This window comes from Lysobacter sp. P5_B9, assembly GCF_054049835.1.
Genome location: NZ_JBFULP010000007.1, coordinates 25,974 through 42,685, shown reverse-complemented (window position 1 = coordinate 42,685; position 16,712 = coordinate 25,974). Strand labels below are relative to the sequence as shown.

The window sequence follows — 16,712 nt, the reverse complement described above, 5'->3', positions numbered from 1 at the left end:
TACTTCAAATCAACGTGCGAAGACGTCGGTCGCCGGGAAGAAGTAGGCGACTTCGACCGCCGCGTTCTCCAGCGAGTCCGAACCGTGCACCGCATTGGCGTCGATGCTGTCGGCGAAGTCGGCGCGGATGGTGCCCGGCGCAGCGTCCTTCGGATTGGTGGCGCCCATCAGGTCGCGGTTCTTGAGCACGGCGCCTTCGCCCTGCAGGACCTGGATCATCACCGGGCCGCTGATCATGAATTCAACCAGCGCATTGAAGAAGGGACGCTCGCGGTGCACGGCGTAGAAGCCTTCGGCTTCGGCGCGCGAGAGCTGCGTCATCTTCGAGGCGACGACCTTCAGGCCGGACTTCTCGAAACGCGAATAGATTTCGCCGATGACGTTCTTGGCGACGGCATCGGGCTTGATGATCGAAAGGGTGCGCTCCAGCGCCATGGGAATTTCTCCGGATAGGCGGGCCGCGGGGACAGTCCTTGTTCGCGCCCGAGAATAACAGAAAAACCCGCGTCGAATCGCGGGTTTAGCCAATATGGCTGGGGGAAATTCTAGCGGAAGTACGGTCTGTTTTGGAGATTTTTTCGCCAACGGCAGTTGACGTGCGGTGCGGTATGGTTCTAGCCTGAAACGATTGTTTTAATCGACCTTTGGAACGACGCTTCGACCCCATGGCCACACCGCATCCCTTCTCCACCAAGGACCGCATCCTCGGCGCCGCCGAGGAGCTCTTTGCCCAGTTCGGTTTCGCCGGAACCTCGCTACGACAGGTCACCAGCCGCGCCGACGTGAACATAGCGGCAGTGAATTACCACTTCGGCAGCAAGGAAAACCTGGTCAACGAGGTATTCCGGCGCCGCATGGACGAAATGAGCCAGCGACGGCTGGCAGCGCTCAAAAGCGCAGTCAAAGAACATCCGGGTGAACTGGAGCCGATCCTGGCCGCCTTCGTTGAACCAGCCTTGGCGATGGCCCAGGACCGCCACAACGGCGCCTTCGCCCGCATGGTCGCGCGCGCCTACGCCGAGAAGAACGACGTTCTCCGGAGATTCCTGTCCGAACACTACGGCCATGTACTGCGGGAGTTCGCCAAGGCAATCAGCACCTGCCTGCCCGGCCTGAGCAAGGAATCCCTGTACTGGCGCCTCGACATCGTGGTCGGGGCCCTGACCTACGCCATGGCCGATTTCGGCCTGATCAAGCGTCCTGCCGGTGTCACCGAGGCGGCGCACCGTGACCGTGCCGCACGCGAGCTGATCGAGTTCGCGGCTGCCGGCTTCCGCAATTCATAGAGGCGACAGAGAAGCCCCCCCGACTTCGGCTTCGAACCGTATCGCTCAAACGACTTTGTTGTTAATACAAGGACTTATGAATCATGTCTAATAAACTACTTTTGCGCCGCGCGGCCGTACTGGGCGCAGGCGTGATGGGTGCGCAGATCGCCGCCCACCTGACCAACGCCGGTGTCGACACGGTGCTGTTCGACTTGCCTGCGAAGGAAGGCGACCCCAACGGCGTGGTGACCAAAGCCATCGCCAACCTGGCCAAACTCAGCCCCGCCCCGCTCGCCGACAAGGCGCTGGCCGAACGCATCGTCGCGGCCAATTACGAAACTGGGCTGGAATTGCTGAAGGACTGCGACCTGATCATCGAGGCGATCGCCGAGCGGATGGACTGGAAGCAGGACCTGTACAAGAAGATCGCCCCCTTCGTGCCCGCGCATACGGTGCTGGCCTCCAACACCTCCGGCCTGGGCATCAACAAGCTGGCCGAGGTGCTGCCGGAAGAAATGCGCCACCGCTTCTGTGGCGTGCACTTCTTCAACCCGCCGCGCTACATGCACCTGGCCGAACTGATCCCCGCGCGCACCACGGACGCCGCGGTGCTCGAGAGTCTCGAAGCCTTCCTGACCACCACGCTCGGCAAGGGCGTGGTCTACGCCAAGGACACGCCGAACTTCATCGGCAACCGCATCGGCGTCTTCTCGATGCTGGCCGCCATGCACCACACCGAGCAGTTCGGGCTCGGCTTCGACACCGTCGACGCGCTGACCGGCCCGGCCGTCGGCCGCCCGAAATCGGCGACCTATCGCACGGCGGACGTGGTCGGCCTGGACACCATGGCCCATGTCATCAAGACCATGGCCGATACGCTGCCGGAAGATCCCTGGCACCAGTACTTCCAGGCGCCGAAGTGGTTGACCGCCCTGATCGAAAAAGGCGCGCTGGGCCAGAAGACGGGCGCCGGCTTCTACACCAAGAAAGGCAAGGACATCCTCGTCCTCGACCTGAAGGCGCAGGACTTCCGTGTCTCGGCCGGCGAGCTCGATGCCGACGTTGCCACCCTGCTCAAGGAAAAAGATCCGGCGCAGAAGTTCGCCGCATTGCGCGCCAGCGAGAATCCGCAGGCGAAGTTCCTGTGGGCCTGTTTCCGCGACACCTTCCACTACAGCGCCTACCACCTGGAAGCCATCGCCGACACCGCACGCGATGTCGACTTCGCCATCCGCTGGGGTTACGGCTGGTCGTTGGGCCCGTTCGAAACCTGGCAGGCCGCGGGCTGGAAGCAGGTGGCCGAATGGATCGCCGACGACATCGTCAAGGGCCTGGCGATGAGCAATGCGCCACTGCCGGACTGGGTGTTCGATGGCCGCGACGGCGTGCACGGCACCGCCGGCAGCTACAGCCCGGGCCGCAACGCGATGGTGCCGCGCTCTGGCAATCCGGTGTATGCGCGCCAGCGTTTCCCCGATGCGCTGGTCGGCGAGAAGTTCTCGCAGGGCCGCACCGTGTACGAGAACGATGGCGTGCGCATGTGGGTCGACGAGGGCGACGATATCGCCGTAGTCAGCTTCAAGACCAAGCTGCACACGGTCAACGACCATGTGCTCAACGGACTCCAGGAAGCCATCGCGATCGCCGAGCGCGATTTCCGTGGGCTCGTGATCTGGCAGCCGAAGGAACCCTTCTCCGCGGGCGCCGACCTGTCGGGCGCACTGGGCCTGCTGCAAGCCGGTGACGTGAAAGGCTTCGAGGCGATGGTCGCCAACTTCCAGAACACCAGCCAGCGCATCAAGTACGCGCAGGTCCCGGTCGTGGCCGCGGTGCGCGGCCTGGCACTGGGCGGTGGTTGCGAATTCCAGATGCAGGCGGCGAAGACCGTATTGGCATTGGAAAGCTATATCGGCCTGGTCGAAGCGGGCGTGGGCCTGCTGCCGGCCGGTGGAGGTTTGAAGGAGCTCGCAGTGCGTGCTTCCGAAGCGGCCGGTCCGGGCGGCGACGTGTTCGCGCAGCTCAAGACCGCATTCGAGAGCGTGGCGATGGGCAAGGTGTCGACTTCGGCCTTCGAAGCCCGTTCGCTCAAGCTGGCGCGGGAGAGCGACGTCGTGGTGTTCAACGCGTTCGAATTGCTCCACGTCGCCCGGCAGCAGGCACGTGCACTGAGCGAATCCGGCTACCGCCCGCCCCTGCCCGCCCGCCGCATCCAGGTGGCCGGCGACGTCGGCATCGCCACCTTCAAGATGATGCTGGTGAACATGCTGGAAGGCCGCTTCATATCAAAGCACGACTACGAGATCGCCTCCCGCATCGCCACAGTCCTCTGCGGCGGTGAAGTCGATCGCGGCACGCTGGTGGACGAGGAATGGCTCATCCGCCTGGAACGCGAACACTTCGTCGCCCTGGCGCAGATGCCCAAGACGCAGGAACGCATCGGACACATGCTCAAGACCGGCAAGCCGCTGCGCAACTAAGCGACGACGACACAGGAATCAAGACAATGACCAAGCAAGTTCAAGAAGCCTACATCGTCGCCGCCACCCGCACTCCGGTCGGCAAGGCCCCGCGCGGCGTGTTCCGCAACACCCGTCCCGACGACATGCTCGCGCACGTGCTGCGCAGCGTGGTCGCGCAGGCACCGGGCATCGACGTCAACCGCATCGACGACGCGATCATCGGCTGCGCCATGCCCGAAGGCGAGCAGGGCATGAACGTGGCGCGCATCGGCGCGCTGCTCGCCGGCCTGCCCAATACCATTGCCGCGCAGACCATCAACCGCTTCTGTTCGTCGGGCCTGCAGGCCGTGGCGCTGGCTGCGGACCAGATCCGCCTGGGCAATGCCGACCTGATGCTGGCCGGCGGCACCGAATCGATGTCGATGGTGCCCATGATGGGTAACAAGGTAGCGCTGTCACCGAGCGTCTTCGCCAACAACGAGAACGTCGCCATCGCATACGGCATGGGCATCACCGCCGAGAAAGTCGCCGAGGAATGGAAGGTCTCGCGCGAGGACCAGGACGCATTCGCCCTCGCCTCGCACCAGAAGGCCATCGCCGCGATCCACGCGGGCGAGTTCAAGTCCGAGATTTCGCCGTACGAAGTCGTGTCGCACCTGCCCGATCTTGCCGGCAACGCGATCCGCCTGAAGAAAGCGCTGATCGAAATCGATGAGGGCCCGCGCGCCGATTCCTCGCTGGAAGGCCTGGCCAAGCTGAAACCGGTATTCCGCAGTGCCCAGTTCGGCGGCACCGTGACCGCAGGCAATTCGTCGCAGATGAGCGACGGCGCCGCCGCCGTGATGCTGGCCTCGGAGCAGGCGATCAAGGACTACGGCCTGACCCCGCTCGCGCGCTTCGTGAGCTTCTCCGTGGCTGGCGTGCGCCCGGAAGTAATGGGCATCGGCCCGATCGCCGCGATCCCGAAGGCGCTCAGGCAGGCGGGCCTCACGAAAGACCAGCTGGACTGGATCGAACTCAACGAAGCTTTCGCCGCACAGGCATTGGCGGTGATCCGTGATTCGCAACTGGATCCGTCCAAGGTGAATCCGCTTGGCGGTGCGATTGCACTTGGCCATCCGCTCGGCGCGACCGGCGCGGTCCGTACCGCGACCATCGTCCACGGCATGCGCCGCCGGCAGCAGAAGTACGGCATGGTGACGATGTGCATCGGCACGGGCATGGGCGCTGCGGGCATCTTCGAAGCCTTGTAAGCGGCTTGTCATTTCCCTTCTCCCCGCACCGCGGGGAGAAGGTGCCCGAAGGGCGGATGAGGGGCGAGCGCAGCGACAAGCGATCGAATCGCCGTAATGCACGAAGGGCAGCCAGTGGCTGCCCTTCGTCGTTATCGACGCCCGATGTTTACTTCGGGCAAGCCACGAACTTGCCCTTGGCATCGCGACAGTGCTGCGGCGCGGCCGTCTTCGCACAAGCGACGAAGTGGCCCTTCGTGTCCCGGCATCGGACCGATGCCGCGGTCTTCGCCGCGGGTGCGGCAGCACTGGCCGTGGGAACAGCCTTGGTTGCAGGTGCGGCCGCGCTGGCCGCGGGCGTGGCCGCCATCACATTCAGGCTGGCAAACGCCAGTACGGCGGCGGCTGGGATCAGAAAACGGCGCATCGGCGGACCCTCGTCTGGTGGAGCTTCGAGGCTAGGCGCGCCTGACTTTCGCGACGATTACATGAAGATTAAATCCGTTTCATCCATGCATCGGTTGCGCTTGGTGCGCCTTCACGCCATGCGTGCGCCATTCACCGGCCGTCCGTCCATCGCTGGTGAACCCACCACCCAAGGTGCAGTCGTCCGCCTGCCGACCGAGGCCGGTGGCACCCGTCCCGTTCTGTGACGGTTGATTGCAGCGCTTGGGGAGATGCTCAATGGAAATCCATCACGCGGACAAAACCTATCGCAAGCGGGCGCTGTGGCTGCTTGCCGGAATCGTGCTCATGTGCGGTGTGCTGCTGTGGCAGCTGCACACATGGCTGGACCAGTTGACCGTGCAATTGGGAGGCCGCGACCCGGACACCGTGCGCACGTGGGTGCGGTTGCTGCTGTGCGTGCTTGGAGTCGCACTGGCGATACCGGCAATCGGCCTGGGCCTGACGCTCCGGCAGATGGGCTACCTGGCACGACTGGAGGGACGGTTTCCGCCTGCACAATGGAAGACGTTGCGCGACGTGCGGGTGTTGCGCGATGCCGCCGGGCTGGCGTGGGCTAAAAGGATCGAAGTTGCGGGCGTCGCCGCACTGGCGCTGGCCGGCTTGCTGATCGGCTGGTCGATCTGGGCCTGGTGGCGTTTTGGCGCCTGAGCGGAAGGCGTGGGCGGCCGCGCCGCCCTGCCCCGATACCCGGTTCTACAGGTCTTCGACGCCGAGCTCATCCAAGGCGTTCTGCATCAGCCGGCGTGCTGAATCACTGAGTTTTTCGTGATCCAGCGCGTAGCGGATCGTGGCTTCGATCAAGCCGATGTGCGTGCCGCAGTCGAAACGCGTGCCCTGGAACCTGTACGCATTGACCGACTCTTCGGCCAGTAATGCAGCGATGGCATCGGTCAGCTGGATTTCGCCCCCGGCGCCGGGCTTCGTGGACTCCAGGAGCTCGAAGATGCGCGGCGTCAGTACATAACGGCCCACGACCGCCAGCGTGCTCGGGGCGACATCGGGCTGGGGCTTCTCGACGATGGCGTTGATTCGTCCGCGGCGATTCTCGAAGGAGTCGGTGGCGACGATGCCGTAGCTGCCGGTCTGTTCGCGCGGCACGTCCTGGACGGCGATGACGCTGGTGCCGGTCGTTTCGGCGACGTCCGCCATCTGCTTCAAGGCACCGGGACCGCGGTTCCAGATCAGGTCGTCCGGCAGCAGCACGGCAAAGGGCCGGTCGCCCACGATGGGCTTGGCGCACAGGACAGCGTGGCCAAGTCCAAGCGCTTCGGCCTGGGTCACGAACACTGCGCGCACGTGCGGCGGCAGCACGTTGCGGATGAGGTCGAGCTGCTCGGACTTGCCGGCGCGCTCCAGTTTCTGTTCGAGCTCGTAGGCTTTGTCGAAGTAGTCGGCAACGGCATGCTTGTAGCGGTTGGTGACGAACACCAGCGTGTCGCAACCTGCTTCCACCGCCTCGTCGACAGCGTATTGGATGAGCGGCTTGTCGATGATCGGCAGCATCTCCTTGGGCACCGTCTTGGTGGCGGGGAGGAAGCGCGTGCCGAGGCCGGCTACTGGAAAAACAGCAGTGCGAATACGGGTCTGCTTTGACACGGGAGACATCAAACTTTCCTGACGTTACGAGTTGGGAATGCCACTACCGTGGAGGCTTCGTAATGCACGCCGTGCGAACCCACCGGCTCGAATTCCGGTACCGCTGCGCGCAACTGGAGTTTCAGCGCTTCGACGTCGTAACGCGCGCTGGCGTCACGCAGCTGCGAAATCGCGTGATCGATGACCTGCGCCGAGACCTGGCGCGGTTCGGCCTGCAGGATCTTGGGATGCACGGTAGGCCGATAGCGCTCGTCCGCGTGGAATAGCGTTTCGTGCAGCTTTTCGCCCGGCCGCAGGCCTGTGTAGACGACGGCAATGTCGCGACCGGGTTGCTTGCCGGCCAGCCGTATCATCTGCTCAGCGAGCAGGCGGATCGGGACCGGTTCTCCCATGTCGAGCGTATAGATCGCCTCGTGCGTCCCGATCGCCGAAGCCTGCAGGATCAGCTGGCAGGCCTCGGGGATCGTCATGAAGAAACGCGTGACCTCAGGATCGGTGACGGTGACGGGCCCCCCGTTGCGGATCTGATCGCGGAACAAGGGCACCACGCTGCCCGCCGAGTCGAGCACATTGCCGAAGCGGACGGTGACGAAACGCGTGGAGCGATGGTCGGCCAGGGACTGACAGGTCATTTCCGCCAGGCGCTTGGTGGCACCCAGCACGTTGACCGGATCCACGGCCTTGTCGGTGGAGATCAACACGAATGTACCCACCCCATGCTCGCGGCAGGCATGGGCCACCGTGCTGGTCGCGAGCACGTTGTTGCGGATCGCTTCCCGCAACTGCTCTTCGAGCAACGGAACCTGCTTATAGGCGGCGGCATGGAAAACCGCATCAGGCTCGGTCCGCGAAAGCGCATGGTTGATCAGGGCGGGATCGCCGCAATCGCCCAGCAGCGGTACGTATTCGATGTCGGGGAAGTCGCGCCTCAGTTTCGCCACCGTCGTGGTCAGCGCGATCTCGTCCATCTCGATCAACGCGATGCGCCGCGCACCATGGCGCGCGCACTGACGACACAGTTCAGAGCCGATCGAACCACCCGCGCCCGTCACCAGAACCGTGCGGGCGCCGAGCCAGCCACGGATGGATTTCCAGTCGGGCAATACGGGCTTGCGGCCCAGCAGGTCCTCGATCGCCACTTCCTTCAGTTCGCCCGGCAGGGAGCGTCCCTCGAGTACGTCCTGCAGGCGCGGAACCATCCGGAATGGCAGTCCGGTGCGTTCACAGGCGGTCAACACGCGCTGCATTGCGCGCGCATCCGCGGACGGCATCGCGATGACGAGCAGCTTGGCCGCTGTCTCGCGCGCGATTTCCGCTACGTCCTGCACGGTTCCAAGGACAGGGACACCCTGCACCTTGCTGCCGCGCAGGGCCGAGGCATCATCGAGGAAACCGACGGGCTGGTAGGTTCCGACCCGGCGCAGATCGCGCACCAGCGCCTCACCGGCGCGGCCGGCGCCGAGAATCAGCGTGCGAACGCTCCCCTCCCTGCTCCTGCCTTCGATGCGGTTGTCCTTCCACGCGCGATACAGGAGCCGCGGCGCACCCAGCAGCGCCATCAGCGCAAGCGGATACATCACCAGAACGGTGCGCGGCACCATGTCGAGCCGGTTGTAGAGGAATAGGCCCAGCAGGATCGCGAACAGCCCGAGCACGCAGGCCTTAACGATGTTCCAGAGGTCAGGCACGCTGGCGAAGCGCCAGAGCCCCCGGTACAGACCGATCTGCCAGAACACGAGCCCCTGCGCCGCGAGCACCAGCGCGATTTCCGTATTCCACAGCGCGATTTCCGGGGGGTTGAGGGCCATGCCCCAGCGCAGGCGGTGCAGACCCTGCCACACCACCCACACCATGAAAAGGTCGTGTACCACCACGGCTTGGCGCGGCAGGAGGTTCTTCCATTGCTCAAACCAGGAACTCATTTCCTGCCCTTCCCTATCGCCGCAGCCTGCGGCTCCTTGCGATCCGAATACGAATGCTGCAACCAGCCCCAAAGGGCGGCCGTCATTGTGAACCAGAGAGCGCACCAAAACGTCATTTGCCCCTCCGTTTTGGTCGCGAGCCACCAGGCGAGCATCCACGCGGCGGCGGTCCAGCCTGCGTACATCAATGTCACGAGCGCGTGAGTACCGGCACCGGCAGCCCAGCGCTGGTAAGCGTGCTGGGCGTGCGGCGTCCACCAGCGCTCTCCGATGAGCAGGCGTCGCAGCAGGGTCAGCCCACTATCGACCAGGAAGGCAGACAAGGGCAGCAGCAGCAGGATGCCGCGCGACGGTTGGCCCAGCCCTGCCAGGGCGGTCACCAGCAAGGCGGCGAGCGCGAACCCCAGTGCCCCGCTCCCGACGTCGCCGAGGAAAATCCGCGCCTTGGGGAAATTGAACGGCAGGAATCCCAGGCAGGCAGCGGCCAGCGCCAGGGTCAGCCAAAACCAGCTACCGCCGAGTACGAAAGCCAGCCCGACCGCCACCAGGGTGGCCTGGCTGGCGGCGATGCCGTTGATGCCATCCATGAAGTTCCAGATGTTGGTCAGGACCATGACAGCAACGAACGCAATCACCGCCATCGACAGGTCCCCCCATGTACCGGCGACGGCCAGGGCAAATATGCCGGCCGCCATCGCCTGCACGCCCAACCGCAGCCACGGCGACAACGGCCGGTGATCGTCGATCATCCCCACCCCGGCAACCAGCAGCAGCCCCATGGTGAATCCAGCGATCAGGATGAACTGGTGTGGATTGCGCCAGCCAAGCACGCATGCGGCGACCAGCAATGCGATGACGATGGCCACGCCGCCGCCGCGCGGCGTGGGGACATCGTGGCTGCGACGCTCGCCTGGGTGGTCGAGAAGGTCGCGCCGTAGTGCATAGCCGCGCGCCATCCACGTGCCCGTCAAGCCGATGATGAAGTGCAGGGAAAGCCAGAACAGCATGTTGCTCAGACCACCGCGTAGTTCAACAGCGGCTTGACCGTGCCCCATTCCTTGCAACTCGGGCACTGCCAATGGTGGCTGCGCGCGCCGAAGCCGCAACGCGTGCAGCGGTAACTCGGATTGCGCACGAGCAATTGGTCGGTGATGTGCTTCAGGTCATTCAAGGTCGCCAACGGGTCAGCCCGCTCCGCCAGCGTGAGGTCAATCAGCGCCGCCTCGCCGCGCACCGAAGGACGATCCTTGAGTTGACGCGCCAGATAGGCGCGGGCTGCGGACACGCCTTCATCCGCTTCAACCATCTGGGTCAGGGCCAGCACGGGTGCGATGCCGCGATAGTGTTCGCACATCTCCGCCAGGAAGGCTCGCGCGCCCGGGTTGTCACCAACGCGCTCATAGGCGGAAAGCAGCGGCGGCAGGATTTCCGGCAAGTAGTCGGGATCGGCGCGTGCGACCCGCTCGAAGGCGCGGATCGCGCCGGGGTCATTGCCGGCATCGAGTTCGATGCGCCCTTCGATCATGCCCGCGCGCACCGAATTCGCGTCGGCTTCGTATGCGCGCGCGGCCGCCGCACTTGCGGCTCCGGTATCGCCCGCTGCGCGCTGGCGCTCAGCGACCTCGCACTCGAATTGCGCGATCAGCTTGCCCATCGGCTCGCCCGTGGCGGCTTCGTAACGGCGCGCATTCTCGATCGCCTTGTCCCAGTCGCGTTCCGACTGGTAGATGCCAATGAGATGCTTGAGCGCCAGCGGCGCCATATCCAGCGCGACCAGGTCACTGAAGACCGTTTCAGCACGATCCAGCAGGCCGGATCTCATGTAGTCCTCGCCAAGCGCCAGCAGCGCCTGCACTTTCTGCTGGTCGCTCAGGCCGGGACGCTGCACCAGCGCCTGATGCAGGCGGATGGCGCGGTCGACCTCGCCACGGCGACGGAACAGATGCCCCAGGGCCACCTGGGTTTCAAAGGTGTCCTTGTCGAGTTCGGCGATATGCAGGAACAGTTCGATCGCCTTGTCGGGCTGTTCGTTGAGCAGGTAATTCAGTCCACGGAAGTACGTGGTCGACAGCTTGCTTACCTGGCTGTCGCTGTGGCGCTCACCACCGCGACGACCGATCACCCAGCCACTGACGGCGGCGATGGGGAGCAGGAGGAAGAACCAGAACCATTCGTTGATGAATTCCATCGATCATGCCCTGGTAGTGGAAGGTGCTATGGCCTGGCGCTCGCAGCGAGCCAGCCGACGCCGTAATGGCAGGACGACGCTGGTTGCAATCGCCGCCCCTCCGAGAACCACGCCCAGCAGCAACGCAACCAGCAGGGCCACGCCAAGCATCGTCGGAATACGCGCAGCGCCGAGATCGATGGTCGCCGCCTGGCGGTTCAATGCGCCCACGATCGCACCCAGTGCGATGCAGGCAAACGCAATCAGCAGGCGTAGCACGCGCATGACGGCCTCCAACGGCCATGTCGTCATTGACGTAGCTTAACGGACGCGTTGCGACGAAGCGACGCGCAATCAGGCGAAATCGAAGCCCGGGGCCTTGCATGCACCCGGCACTACAGCGATGGATGGACTCACGGGCGCGTGATGTGCCCCTGCCGGCTCAGTCGTTCTCTTCGACCGGAATCACGCCGCTGACGCGTTCGCGCAATTCCTTGCCTGGCTTGAAATGCGGGACATGCTTGCCCGGAAGGGCGACCGATTCACCCGTCTTCGGGTTGCGGCCCAGGCGCGGCGGGCGGAAATGCAGGGAGAAACTGCCGAAGCCGCGGATTTCGATCCGCTCTCCGCTGGACAGTGAGCCGCCCATCATTTCGAGCAGGGCCTTCACCGCCAGATCCACGTCGTCACCCTTCAGGTGCGCCTGACGCTGCGACAGGATCTCGATCAGTTCGGACTTGGTCATGACGTGGCCTTACTCCCCTGACTTGCCGGAGGACGCACCCCTTTGCGCCTCCTTGACGACCCTGCAATGACACGCTGCGCGCTCAATGCAGGACCGGCTTACAGCCCGAAGGCGACCCGGACTGCCGGGCCGCCTTCGTTGTTTCAACTACCTCAACGAAGCAGCGATTACTCGCCCTTGTTGCCCAGCTGTTCGCGCAGCAGCGCGCCCAGCTTGGTGGTACCACTGGAAGCATCGGCGGCCGCACGGTTGTAATCGGCCAGGGCTTCGGCCTGCTCGGCCTGGTCCTTCGCCTTGATCGACAGCTGCATGCTGCGACCCTTGCGATCGGTGCCCACGATCTTCGCTTCGACTTCGTCGCCGACCTTCAGCACCTTGCTGGCATCGTCCACGCGGTCGTGGGAGATGTCGCGCGCGGCGATGTAGCCTTCGATGCCGCCATCGAGTTCGATGGTGGCGCCCTTGGCGTCGACTTCCTTCACGATGCCCTTGACGATCGAGCCCTTGGCGTTGGTCGCCACGAACGTACCCATCGGGTCCTGTTCCAGCTGCTTCACGCCGAGCGAGATGCGCTCGCGTTCCGGATCGACGGCCAGCACCACGGCTTCCAGCGTGTCGCCCTTCTTGAAGTTGCGCACGATGTCTTCGCCGGTGGTGTTCCAGCTGATGTCGGACAGGTGGACCAGGCCATCGATGCCGCCATCCAGGCCGATGAAGATGCCGAAGTCGGTGATCGACTTGATCTGGCCCGACACCTTGTCGCCCTTCTTGTGCAGCACGGAGAAGGTTTCCCACGGATTCGAGGTGACCTGCTTCATGCCCAGCGAGATGCGGCGGCGCTCTTCATCCACGTCGAGGACCATGACCTGCACTTCATCGCCGACCTGGACGATCTTGCCCGGGTTGACGTTCTTGTTGGTCCAATCCATTTCGGAGACGTGCACCAGGCCTTCGACGCCCGGCTCGATCTCGACGAACGCGCCGTAATCGGTGACGTTGGAGACCTTGCCGAACACGCGGGTGTTGGCCGGGTAGCGGCGCGCGATGTTGTCCCACGGATCCTCGCCCAGCTGCTTGAGGCCCAGCGAAACACGGTTGCGCTCGCGGTCGTACTTGAGCACGCGGACGTCGAGCTCGGCGCCGACTTCCACGACTTCGGACGGATGACGCACGCGCTTCCACGCCATGTCGGTGATGTGCAGCAGGCCGTCGATGCCGCCGAGGTCGACGAACGCGCCGTAGTCGGTGAGGTTCTTGACCACACCCTTCAGCACGGCGCCCTCGACCAGCTTCTCAAGCAGCTGCTCGCGCTCTTCCGAATGCTCGCTCTCGACCACCGCGCGGCGGGAGACGACGATGTTGTTGCGCTTGCGGTCCAGCTTGATGAGCTTGAACTCGAGTTCCTTGCCTTCCAGGTAGGACGAGTCGCGCACCGGGCGCACGTCGACCAGCGAACCGGGCAGGAAGCCACGGACGTCCTTGATGTCGACGGTGAAGCCGCCCTTGACCTTGCCGCTGATGCGGCCGGTGATGGTGGCGTTGGCCTGCAGGGCCTCTTCGAGCTCGTCCCACACCATCGAACGCTTGGCCTTCTCGCGCGACAGCACGGTTTCGCCAAAACCATTCTCGATGGAGTCGAGGGCAACCTTTACTTCGTCGCCTTCAGCGACGTCGATTTCGCCGGCGTCGTTACGGAACTGTTCGATCGGCACGATGCCTTCGGACTTGAGGCCGGCGTTGATCACCACGACATCGCCGCGAACTTCGACGACGGTACCGATGACGATGGAGCCCGGCTTCAGCTTGGCCAGATTGGTCTGGCTCTGTTCAAACAGTTCGGCAAATGATTCGGTCATTGAAAAATACTCGGTTGAACACACGGGTCGCAGACGGGGGACGGGGACTTCACAGTCCACCAGGATCCGGCGACCCACCCGTTGTGCGGCGCGAAGGATTCGCACCTGTGGATGGACCCGCCGCGGGATTGCGACGGGCATTCTTGTCTGCCGCGCGAAGCGCTCAGTGCCGTGGCAACAAGCCCAGCACCTGCTCGACGACCGCTTCGATTCCCAGCCCCGTGGTGTCGATGCGGACGGCGTCATCGGCCGGCCGCAGCGGCGCTACGGCACGCTGGGCGTCACGGGCATCACGGGCGAGGATCTCCCGCAGCAGACCGCTCAATGTAACCGAAACCCCTTTTTCCATCAACTGCTTATAGCGTCTTTCTGCCCTTTCCTCGGCACTGGCGGTCAGGAAGACCTTGTGGGCGGCATCGGGGAAGATGACCGTCCCCATGTCCCGACCGTCGGCCACCAGGCCGGGCGGCTGGCGGAAGGCACGCTGGGCATCCTTGAGTGCAGCCCGGACCTCGGGGATCGCGGCGATGGCCGAGGCGGCGGCGCCGGCGGTTTCGGTGCGCAACTCATCGGTGGCGTCCTGGCCGTTTACCAGCACCCGCAACTCGGTGCCGGTTTCGCGGAATTCGACCTGGGTATCGAAGGTGCAGCGAACCAGGGCGGAATGGTCATCCAGGTCGATCGCGGCCCAGCCCGCAGCGACGCCGACGGCCCGGTACAGCGCCCCGGAATCGAGGTAGTGCCAGCCCAGGCGCTGGGCGACGAGGCGGCTGATGGTGCCCTTGCCGGAACCGGAGGGACCATCGATGGTGAGGACGGGAATGGGTTCGTTCATCCAGCCATTATGCTGGCAGCGCCTTGAAAGACGGTGCTCCCGGCGCCCCTGATGTGAGGCGAGCACGCAACCACTTGATCCTCCGGCGATTTGTCCGCTAGAATTGCGGGCTTCGTTTCGCACCACTCCGTTTTTCCACCCTTACGTATTCGTCCGAGGTCTGTCATGAAGGTCCTGTCCTCCCTCAAGTCGGCGAAGGCCCGTCACCGCGACTGCAAGGTCGTTCGCCGCCGTGGCAAGGTCTTCGTGATCTGCAAGTCGAACCCGCGTTTCAAGGCGCGTCAGCGCTGATCCGACGCTTCGCCTGCCCGACAGTCGTCGGGTAGCGAATTCGACAGAAGGGCCGCCGCAAGGCGGCCTTTCGCGTTTCAACACGCGGCTCCACGGAGACGCCGGCGAAGCACCGGCATGCCGAACCGTGACGGCGTCTTGCTGCCGACCCGCGCAGGCTTATGCGTACAATCGCCCGTCCACTGGGGAGTGCCACGCCATGAAAGCTCGTATTGCTGCCGTCCCGATGTTCGCCCTGCTGGCCATTGCCGGCGCCGCCTCGGCCCAGACCGAGACCGAAGCGCCTCAAGTCGACACCACCACCAGCGCCGAAACCACCACCAGCACCGATACCACCGGCAGCACGCTGCTGATCGAGCGAGTGCAGGAGGAAAACAAGGCAGCGATGCCGGTCCGTGGCCAGACCATGGCCGAGGTCGAGGCCAAGTACGGCGCCCCCACTGAAAAGCTCGATCCGCGCGGCGGCCAGAAGCGCCAGTGGCCGACGATCAATCGCTGGATGTACCCCAGCTTCACCGTGTACTTCGAGAAGAGCCGCGTGATCGACGTCGTCGCCAACAAGGCCGACGCAGAGGAAATCGGCCCGAAGCCGCCGATCAAGTAACCGGGCCCTCGGCCCGATGATTTAACATTCCCCACCCGCGCGCCGGCTTCGTCCGGCGCCGGGACGGCATTGTTTCTCCGCGGGCCGTCATGGCCCGCTTTGCGTTTGCAGGCACCCATGAACCCAGCTTCCACAGCGCGTTTCCCCGCGGAATGGGAACCCCAGTCCGCCATCCTGATCGCCTGGCCCCATGCCGATACCGACTGGGCCGAACGCCTGGGTGATGTCGAGGAAACCTACATCGCGCTGGTTGCGGCCATCACCCGCTTCCAGCCAGTGCTTATCTGCGTCGCGGACGACGACCTGCAGACGTACGCGGAAGCCCGCCTGCGGTCGGCACGGATCGACCTGTCTCGCGTGCGCTTCGTGCCGGCCGAGTACGACGACACCTGGCTGCGCGATTCCGGGCCGATCTCGTTGAAAGACGGCAACGGCTTCCAGCTCCTCGATTTCCGTTTCACCGGTTGGGGCGGGAAGTTCGAAGCCAGCCGCGACGACCAGTTGGTCGAGCACCTCGACCAGACTGGAATATTTCTCAACAGTTCACGGCAACCTATTGATTTTGCTTTGGAAGGCGGTGCCATCGAAACCGATGGTGACGGCACGCTGCTGAGCACGTGGCGGTGCTTGCAGGAGCGCCATCCGGCGGCCAGCCGCGACGACATCACCCGCAAGCTGGCGGGCTGGCTGCGACAGGACCGAGTCCTGTGGCTGGATCACGGGTACCTCGAGGGCGACGACACCGACGCCCACATCGACACCCTCGCCCGCTTCGCCGCCGCGGATGCCATCGTGTTCCAGGCCTGCGACGACCCGGCGGATTCGCACTACGCCGGGCTCGACGCGATGGCCAGGGAAATCGCGGCGCTGCGTACCCGCGACGGCAAACCCTACCGCCCGTTTCCGTTGCCCTGGGCCAAACCCATCATCGACCAGGATCGACGACTGGCCGCCAGCTATGCCAACTTCCTCATCATCAACGGCGCAGTACTGATGCCCGCATATGGCGATGAAGCCGATACCCGCGCGCAGGCGGTGCTGGCCGAAGCCTTCCCCGACCGCGAGATCGTCCCGGTGCCGTGCCGTCCACTGATCTGGCAGAACGGCAGCCTGCATTGCATCACCATGCAGTTGCCGAGTGGACTGCTGGGCTAACGCCCAGCAATCCCCCAAAGTTTGCTGAGCAACTTTGGGCCCCGCTCCATTTCCTCCAATCCCCATTCGTGCCTTCGGCACGAATCGCCCCTTACCAAGGGGCTTACTTACAAT

General features: G+C 64.4%; 17 protein-coding genes. 7 read left to right on the top strand and 10 right to left on the bottom strand.

Annotated elements, in window-relative coordinates:
• Positions 1–9 precede the first annotated feature (9 nt).
• On the bottom strand, positions 10–435 hold the full coding sequence (ndk, locus tag ACXJJ9_RS13980; protein ID WP_457097755.1) for a nucleoside-diphosphate kinase: 426 nt from the start codon (positions 433–435) through the stop codon (positions 10–12).
• A 230-nt stretch (positions 436–665) separates the two neighbouring features.
• On the opposite strand from ndk, the gene ACXJJ9_RS13975 reads away from it, so the two are divergent.
• The 3 genes from ACXJJ9_RS13975 (at position 666) to ACXJJ9_RS13965 (ending at position 4,980) form a co-directional block, all read left to right on the top strand.
• Complete coding sequence (locus tag ACXJJ9_RS13975) at positions 666–1,286, top strand: TetR/AcrR family transcriptional regulator (RefSeq protein WP_457097754.1); 621 nt, start codon at positions 666–668, stop codon at positions 1,284–1,286.
• Positions 1,287–1,369: 83 nt separating this feature from the next.
• A complete protein-coding gene (locus tag ACXJJ9_RS13970; protein ID WP_457097753.1) occupies positions 1,370–3,745 on the top strand; it encodes a 3-hydroxyacyl-CoA dehydrogenase/enoyl-CoA hydratase family protein in 2,376 nt (791 codons plus the stop codon).
• A gap of 26 nt (positions 3,746–3,771) precedes the next feature.
• Entirely contained in the window at positions 3,772–4,980 is a 1,209-nt protein-coding gene (locus tag ACXJJ9_RS13965) for an acetyl-CoA C-acyltransferase (RefSeq protein WP_457097752.1), read from the top strand.
• Between the two features lie 148 nt (positions 4,981–5,128).
• On the opposite strand, the gene ACXJJ9_RS13960 is transcribed toward ACXJJ9_RS13965, so the two are convergent.
• Complete coding sequence (locus ACXJJ9_RS13960; protein WP_457097751.1) at positions 5,129–5,386, bottom strand: hypothetical protein; 258 nt, start codon at positions 5,384–5,386, stop codon at positions 5,129–5,131.
• A gap of 257 nt (positions 5,387–5,643) precedes the next feature.
• Between ACXJJ9_RS13960 and ACXJJ9_RS13955 the strand changes: the two genes are divergently transcribed.
• The gene (locus ACXJJ9_RS13955; protein ID WP_457097750.1) at positions 5,644–6,075 is read left to right on the top strand and encodes a hypothetical protein; all 432 of its coding nucleotides are present in this window, start codon (positions 5,644–5,646) and stop codon (positions 6,073–6,075) included.
• A gap of 45 nt (positions 6,076–6,120) precedes the next feature.
• On the opposite strand, the gene galU is transcribed toward ACXJJ9_RS13955, so the two are convergent.
• The 8 genes from galU to cmk all read right to left on the bottom strand — a co-directional run bounded on the left by galU (position 6,121) and on the right by cmk (position 14,548).
• Positions 6,121–7,032 carry a UTP--glucose-1-phosphate uridylyltransferase GalU gene (gene galU / locus ACXJJ9_RS13950; RefSeq protein ID WP_457097749.1) on the bottom strand — a complete coding sequence of 304 codons (912 nt, stop codon included), beginning with the start codon at positions 7,030–7,032 and terminating at the stop codon, positions 6,121–6,123.
• Positions 7,032–8,945 carry a polysaccharide biosynthesis protein gene (locus ACXJJ9_RS13945; RefSeq protein WP_457097864.1) on the bottom strand — a complete coding sequence of 638 codons (1,914 nt, stop codon included), beginning with the start codon at positions 8,943–8,945 and terminating at the stop codon, positions 7,032–7,034. Before ACXJJ9_RS13945 ends, galU begins: the two co-directional genes overlap by 1 nt.
• Entirely contained in the window at positions 8,942–9,952 is a 1,011-nt protein-coding gene (locus ACXJJ9_RS13940; protein WP_457097748.1) for a lipopolysaccharide biosynthesis protein, read from the bottom strand. Before ACXJJ9_RS13940 ends, ACXJJ9_RS13945 begins: the two co-directional genes overlap by 4 nt.
• A gap of 5 nt (positions 9,953–9,957) precedes the next feature.
• The gene (gene lapB, locus ACXJJ9_RS13935; protein ID WP_457097747.1) at positions 9,958–11,133 is read right to left on the bottom strand and encodes a lipopolysaccharide assembly protein LapB; all 1,176 of its coding nucleotides are present in this window, start codon (positions 11,131–11,133) and stop codon (positions 9,958–9,960) included.
• A 3-nt stretch (positions 11,134–11,136) separates the two neighbouring features.
• Positions 11,137–11,397 (bottom strand): hypothetical protein, encoded by a 261-nt coding sequence (locus ACXJJ9_RS13930; protein ID WP_457097746.1) that lies wholly within the window; start codon positions 11,395–11,397, stop codon positions 11,137–11,139.
• Positions 11,398–11,554: 157 nt separating this feature from the next.
• A complete protein-coding gene (locus tag ACXJJ9_RS13925) occupies positions 11,555–11,857 on the bottom strand; it encodes an integration host factor subunit beta (RefSeq protein ID WP_310052585.1) in 303 nt (100 codons plus the stop codon).
• A 167-nt stretch (positions 11,858–12,024) separates the two neighbouring features.
• Complete coding sequence (gene rpsA / locus ACXJJ9_RS13920) at positions 12,025–13,713, bottom strand: 30S ribosomal protein S1 (protein WP_310052584.1); 1,689 nt, start codon at positions 13,711–13,713, stop codon at positions 12,025–12,027.
• 163 nt (positions 13,714–13,876) lie between these two features.
• A complete protein-coding gene (gene cmk / locus ACXJJ9_RS13915) occupies positions 13,877–14,548 on the bottom strand; it encodes a (d)CMP kinase (RefSeq protein ID WP_457097745.1) in 672 nt (223 codons plus the stop codon).
• 165 nt (positions 14,549–14,713) lie between these two features.
• Between cmk and ykgO the strand changes: the two genes are divergently transcribed.
• The 3 genes from ykgO (at position 14,714) to ACXJJ9_RS13900 (ending at position 16,598) form a co-directional block, all read left to right on the top strand.
• Positions 14,714–14,839 (top strand): type B 50S ribosomal protein L36, encoded by a 126-nt coding sequence (ykgO, locus tag ACXJJ9_RS13910; protein ID WP_010342887.1) that lies wholly within the window; start codon positions 14,714–14,716, stop codon positions 14,837–14,839.
• Between the two features lie 199 nt (positions 14,840–15,038).
• Complete coding sequence (locus tag ACXJJ9_RS13905) at positions 15,039–15,443, top strand: hypothetical protein (RefSeq protein WP_457097744.1); 405 nt, start codon at positions 15,039–15,041, stop codon at positions 15,441–15,443.
• A gap of 117 nt (positions 15,444–15,560) precedes the next feature.
• The gene (locus ACXJJ9_RS13900; protein WP_457097743.1) at positions 15,561–16,598 is read left to right on the top strand and encodes an agmatine deiminase family protein; all 1,038 of its coding nucleotides are present in this window, start codon (positions 15,561–15,563) and stop codon (positions 16,596–16,598) included.
• Positions 16,599–16,712 lie beyond the last annotated feature (114 nt).

Coding starts and splice junctions, on each gene's coding strand:
- ndk (WP_457097755.1), bottom strand. CDS start 435: ATGGCGCTGGAGCGCACCCTTTCGATCATCAAGCCCGATGCCGTCGCC.
- ACXJJ9_RS13975 (WP_457097754.1), top strand. CDS start 666: ATGGCCACACCGCATCCCTTCTCCACCAAGGACCGCATCCTCGGCGCC.
- ACXJJ9_RS13970 (WP_457097753.1), top strand. CDS start 1,370: ATGTCTAATAAACTACTTTTGCGCCGCGCGGCCGTACTGGGCGCAGGC.
- ACXJJ9_RS13965 (WP_457097752.1), top strand. CDS start 3,772: ATGACCAAGCAAGTTCAAGAAGCCTACATCGTCGCCGCCACCCGCACT.
- ACXJJ9_RS13960 (WP_457097751.1), bottom strand. CDS start 5,386: ATGCGCCGTTTTCTGATCCCAGCCGCCGCCGTACTGGCGTTTGCCAGC.
- ACXJJ9_RS13955 (WP_457097750.1), top strand. CDS start 5,644: ATGGAAATCCATCACGCGGACAAAACCTATCGCAAGCGGGCGCTGTGG.
- galU (WP_457097749.1), bottom strand. CDS start 7,032: ATGTCTCCCGTGTCAAAGCAGACCCGTATTCGCACTGCTGTTTTTCCA.
- ACXJJ9_RS13945 (WP_457097864.1), bottom strand. CDS start 8,945: ATGAGTTCCTGGTTTGAGCAATGGAAGAACCTCCTGCCGCGCCAAGCC.
- ACXJJ9_RS13940 (WP_457097748.1), bottom strand. CDS start 9,952: ATGCTGTTCTGGCTTTCCCTGCACTTCATCATCGGCTTGACGGGCACG.
- lapB (WP_457097747.1), bottom strand. CDS start 11,133: ATGGAATTCATCAACGAATGGTTCTGGTTCTTCCTCCTGCTCCCCATC.
- ACXJJ9_RS13930 (WP_457097746.1), bottom strand. CDS start 11,397: ATGCGCGTGCTACGCCTGCTGATTGCGTTTGCCTGCATCGCACTGGGT.
- ACXJJ9_RS13925 (WP_310052585.1), bottom strand. CDS start 11,857: ATGACCAAGTCCGAACTGATCGAGATCCTGTCGCAGCGTCAGGCGCAC.
- rpsA (WP_310052584.1), bottom strand. CDS start 13,713: ATGACCGAATCATTTGCCGAACTGTTTGAACAGAGCCAGACCAATCTG.
- cmk (WP_457097745.1), bottom strand. CDS start 14,548: ATGAACGAACCCATTCCCGTCCTCACCATCGATGGTCCCTCCGGTTCC.
- ykgO (WP_010342887.1), top strand. CDS start 14,714: ATGAAGGTCCTGTCCTCCCTCAAGTCGGCGAAGGCCCGTCACCGCGAC.
- ACXJJ9_RS13905 (WP_457097744.1), top strand. CDS start 15,039: ATGAAAGCTCGTATTGCTGCCGTCCCGATGTTCGCCCTGCTGGCCATT.
- ACXJJ9_RS13900 (WP_457097743.1), top strand. CDS start 15,561: ATGAACCCAGCTTCCACAGCGCGTTTCCCCGCGGAATGGGAACCCCAG.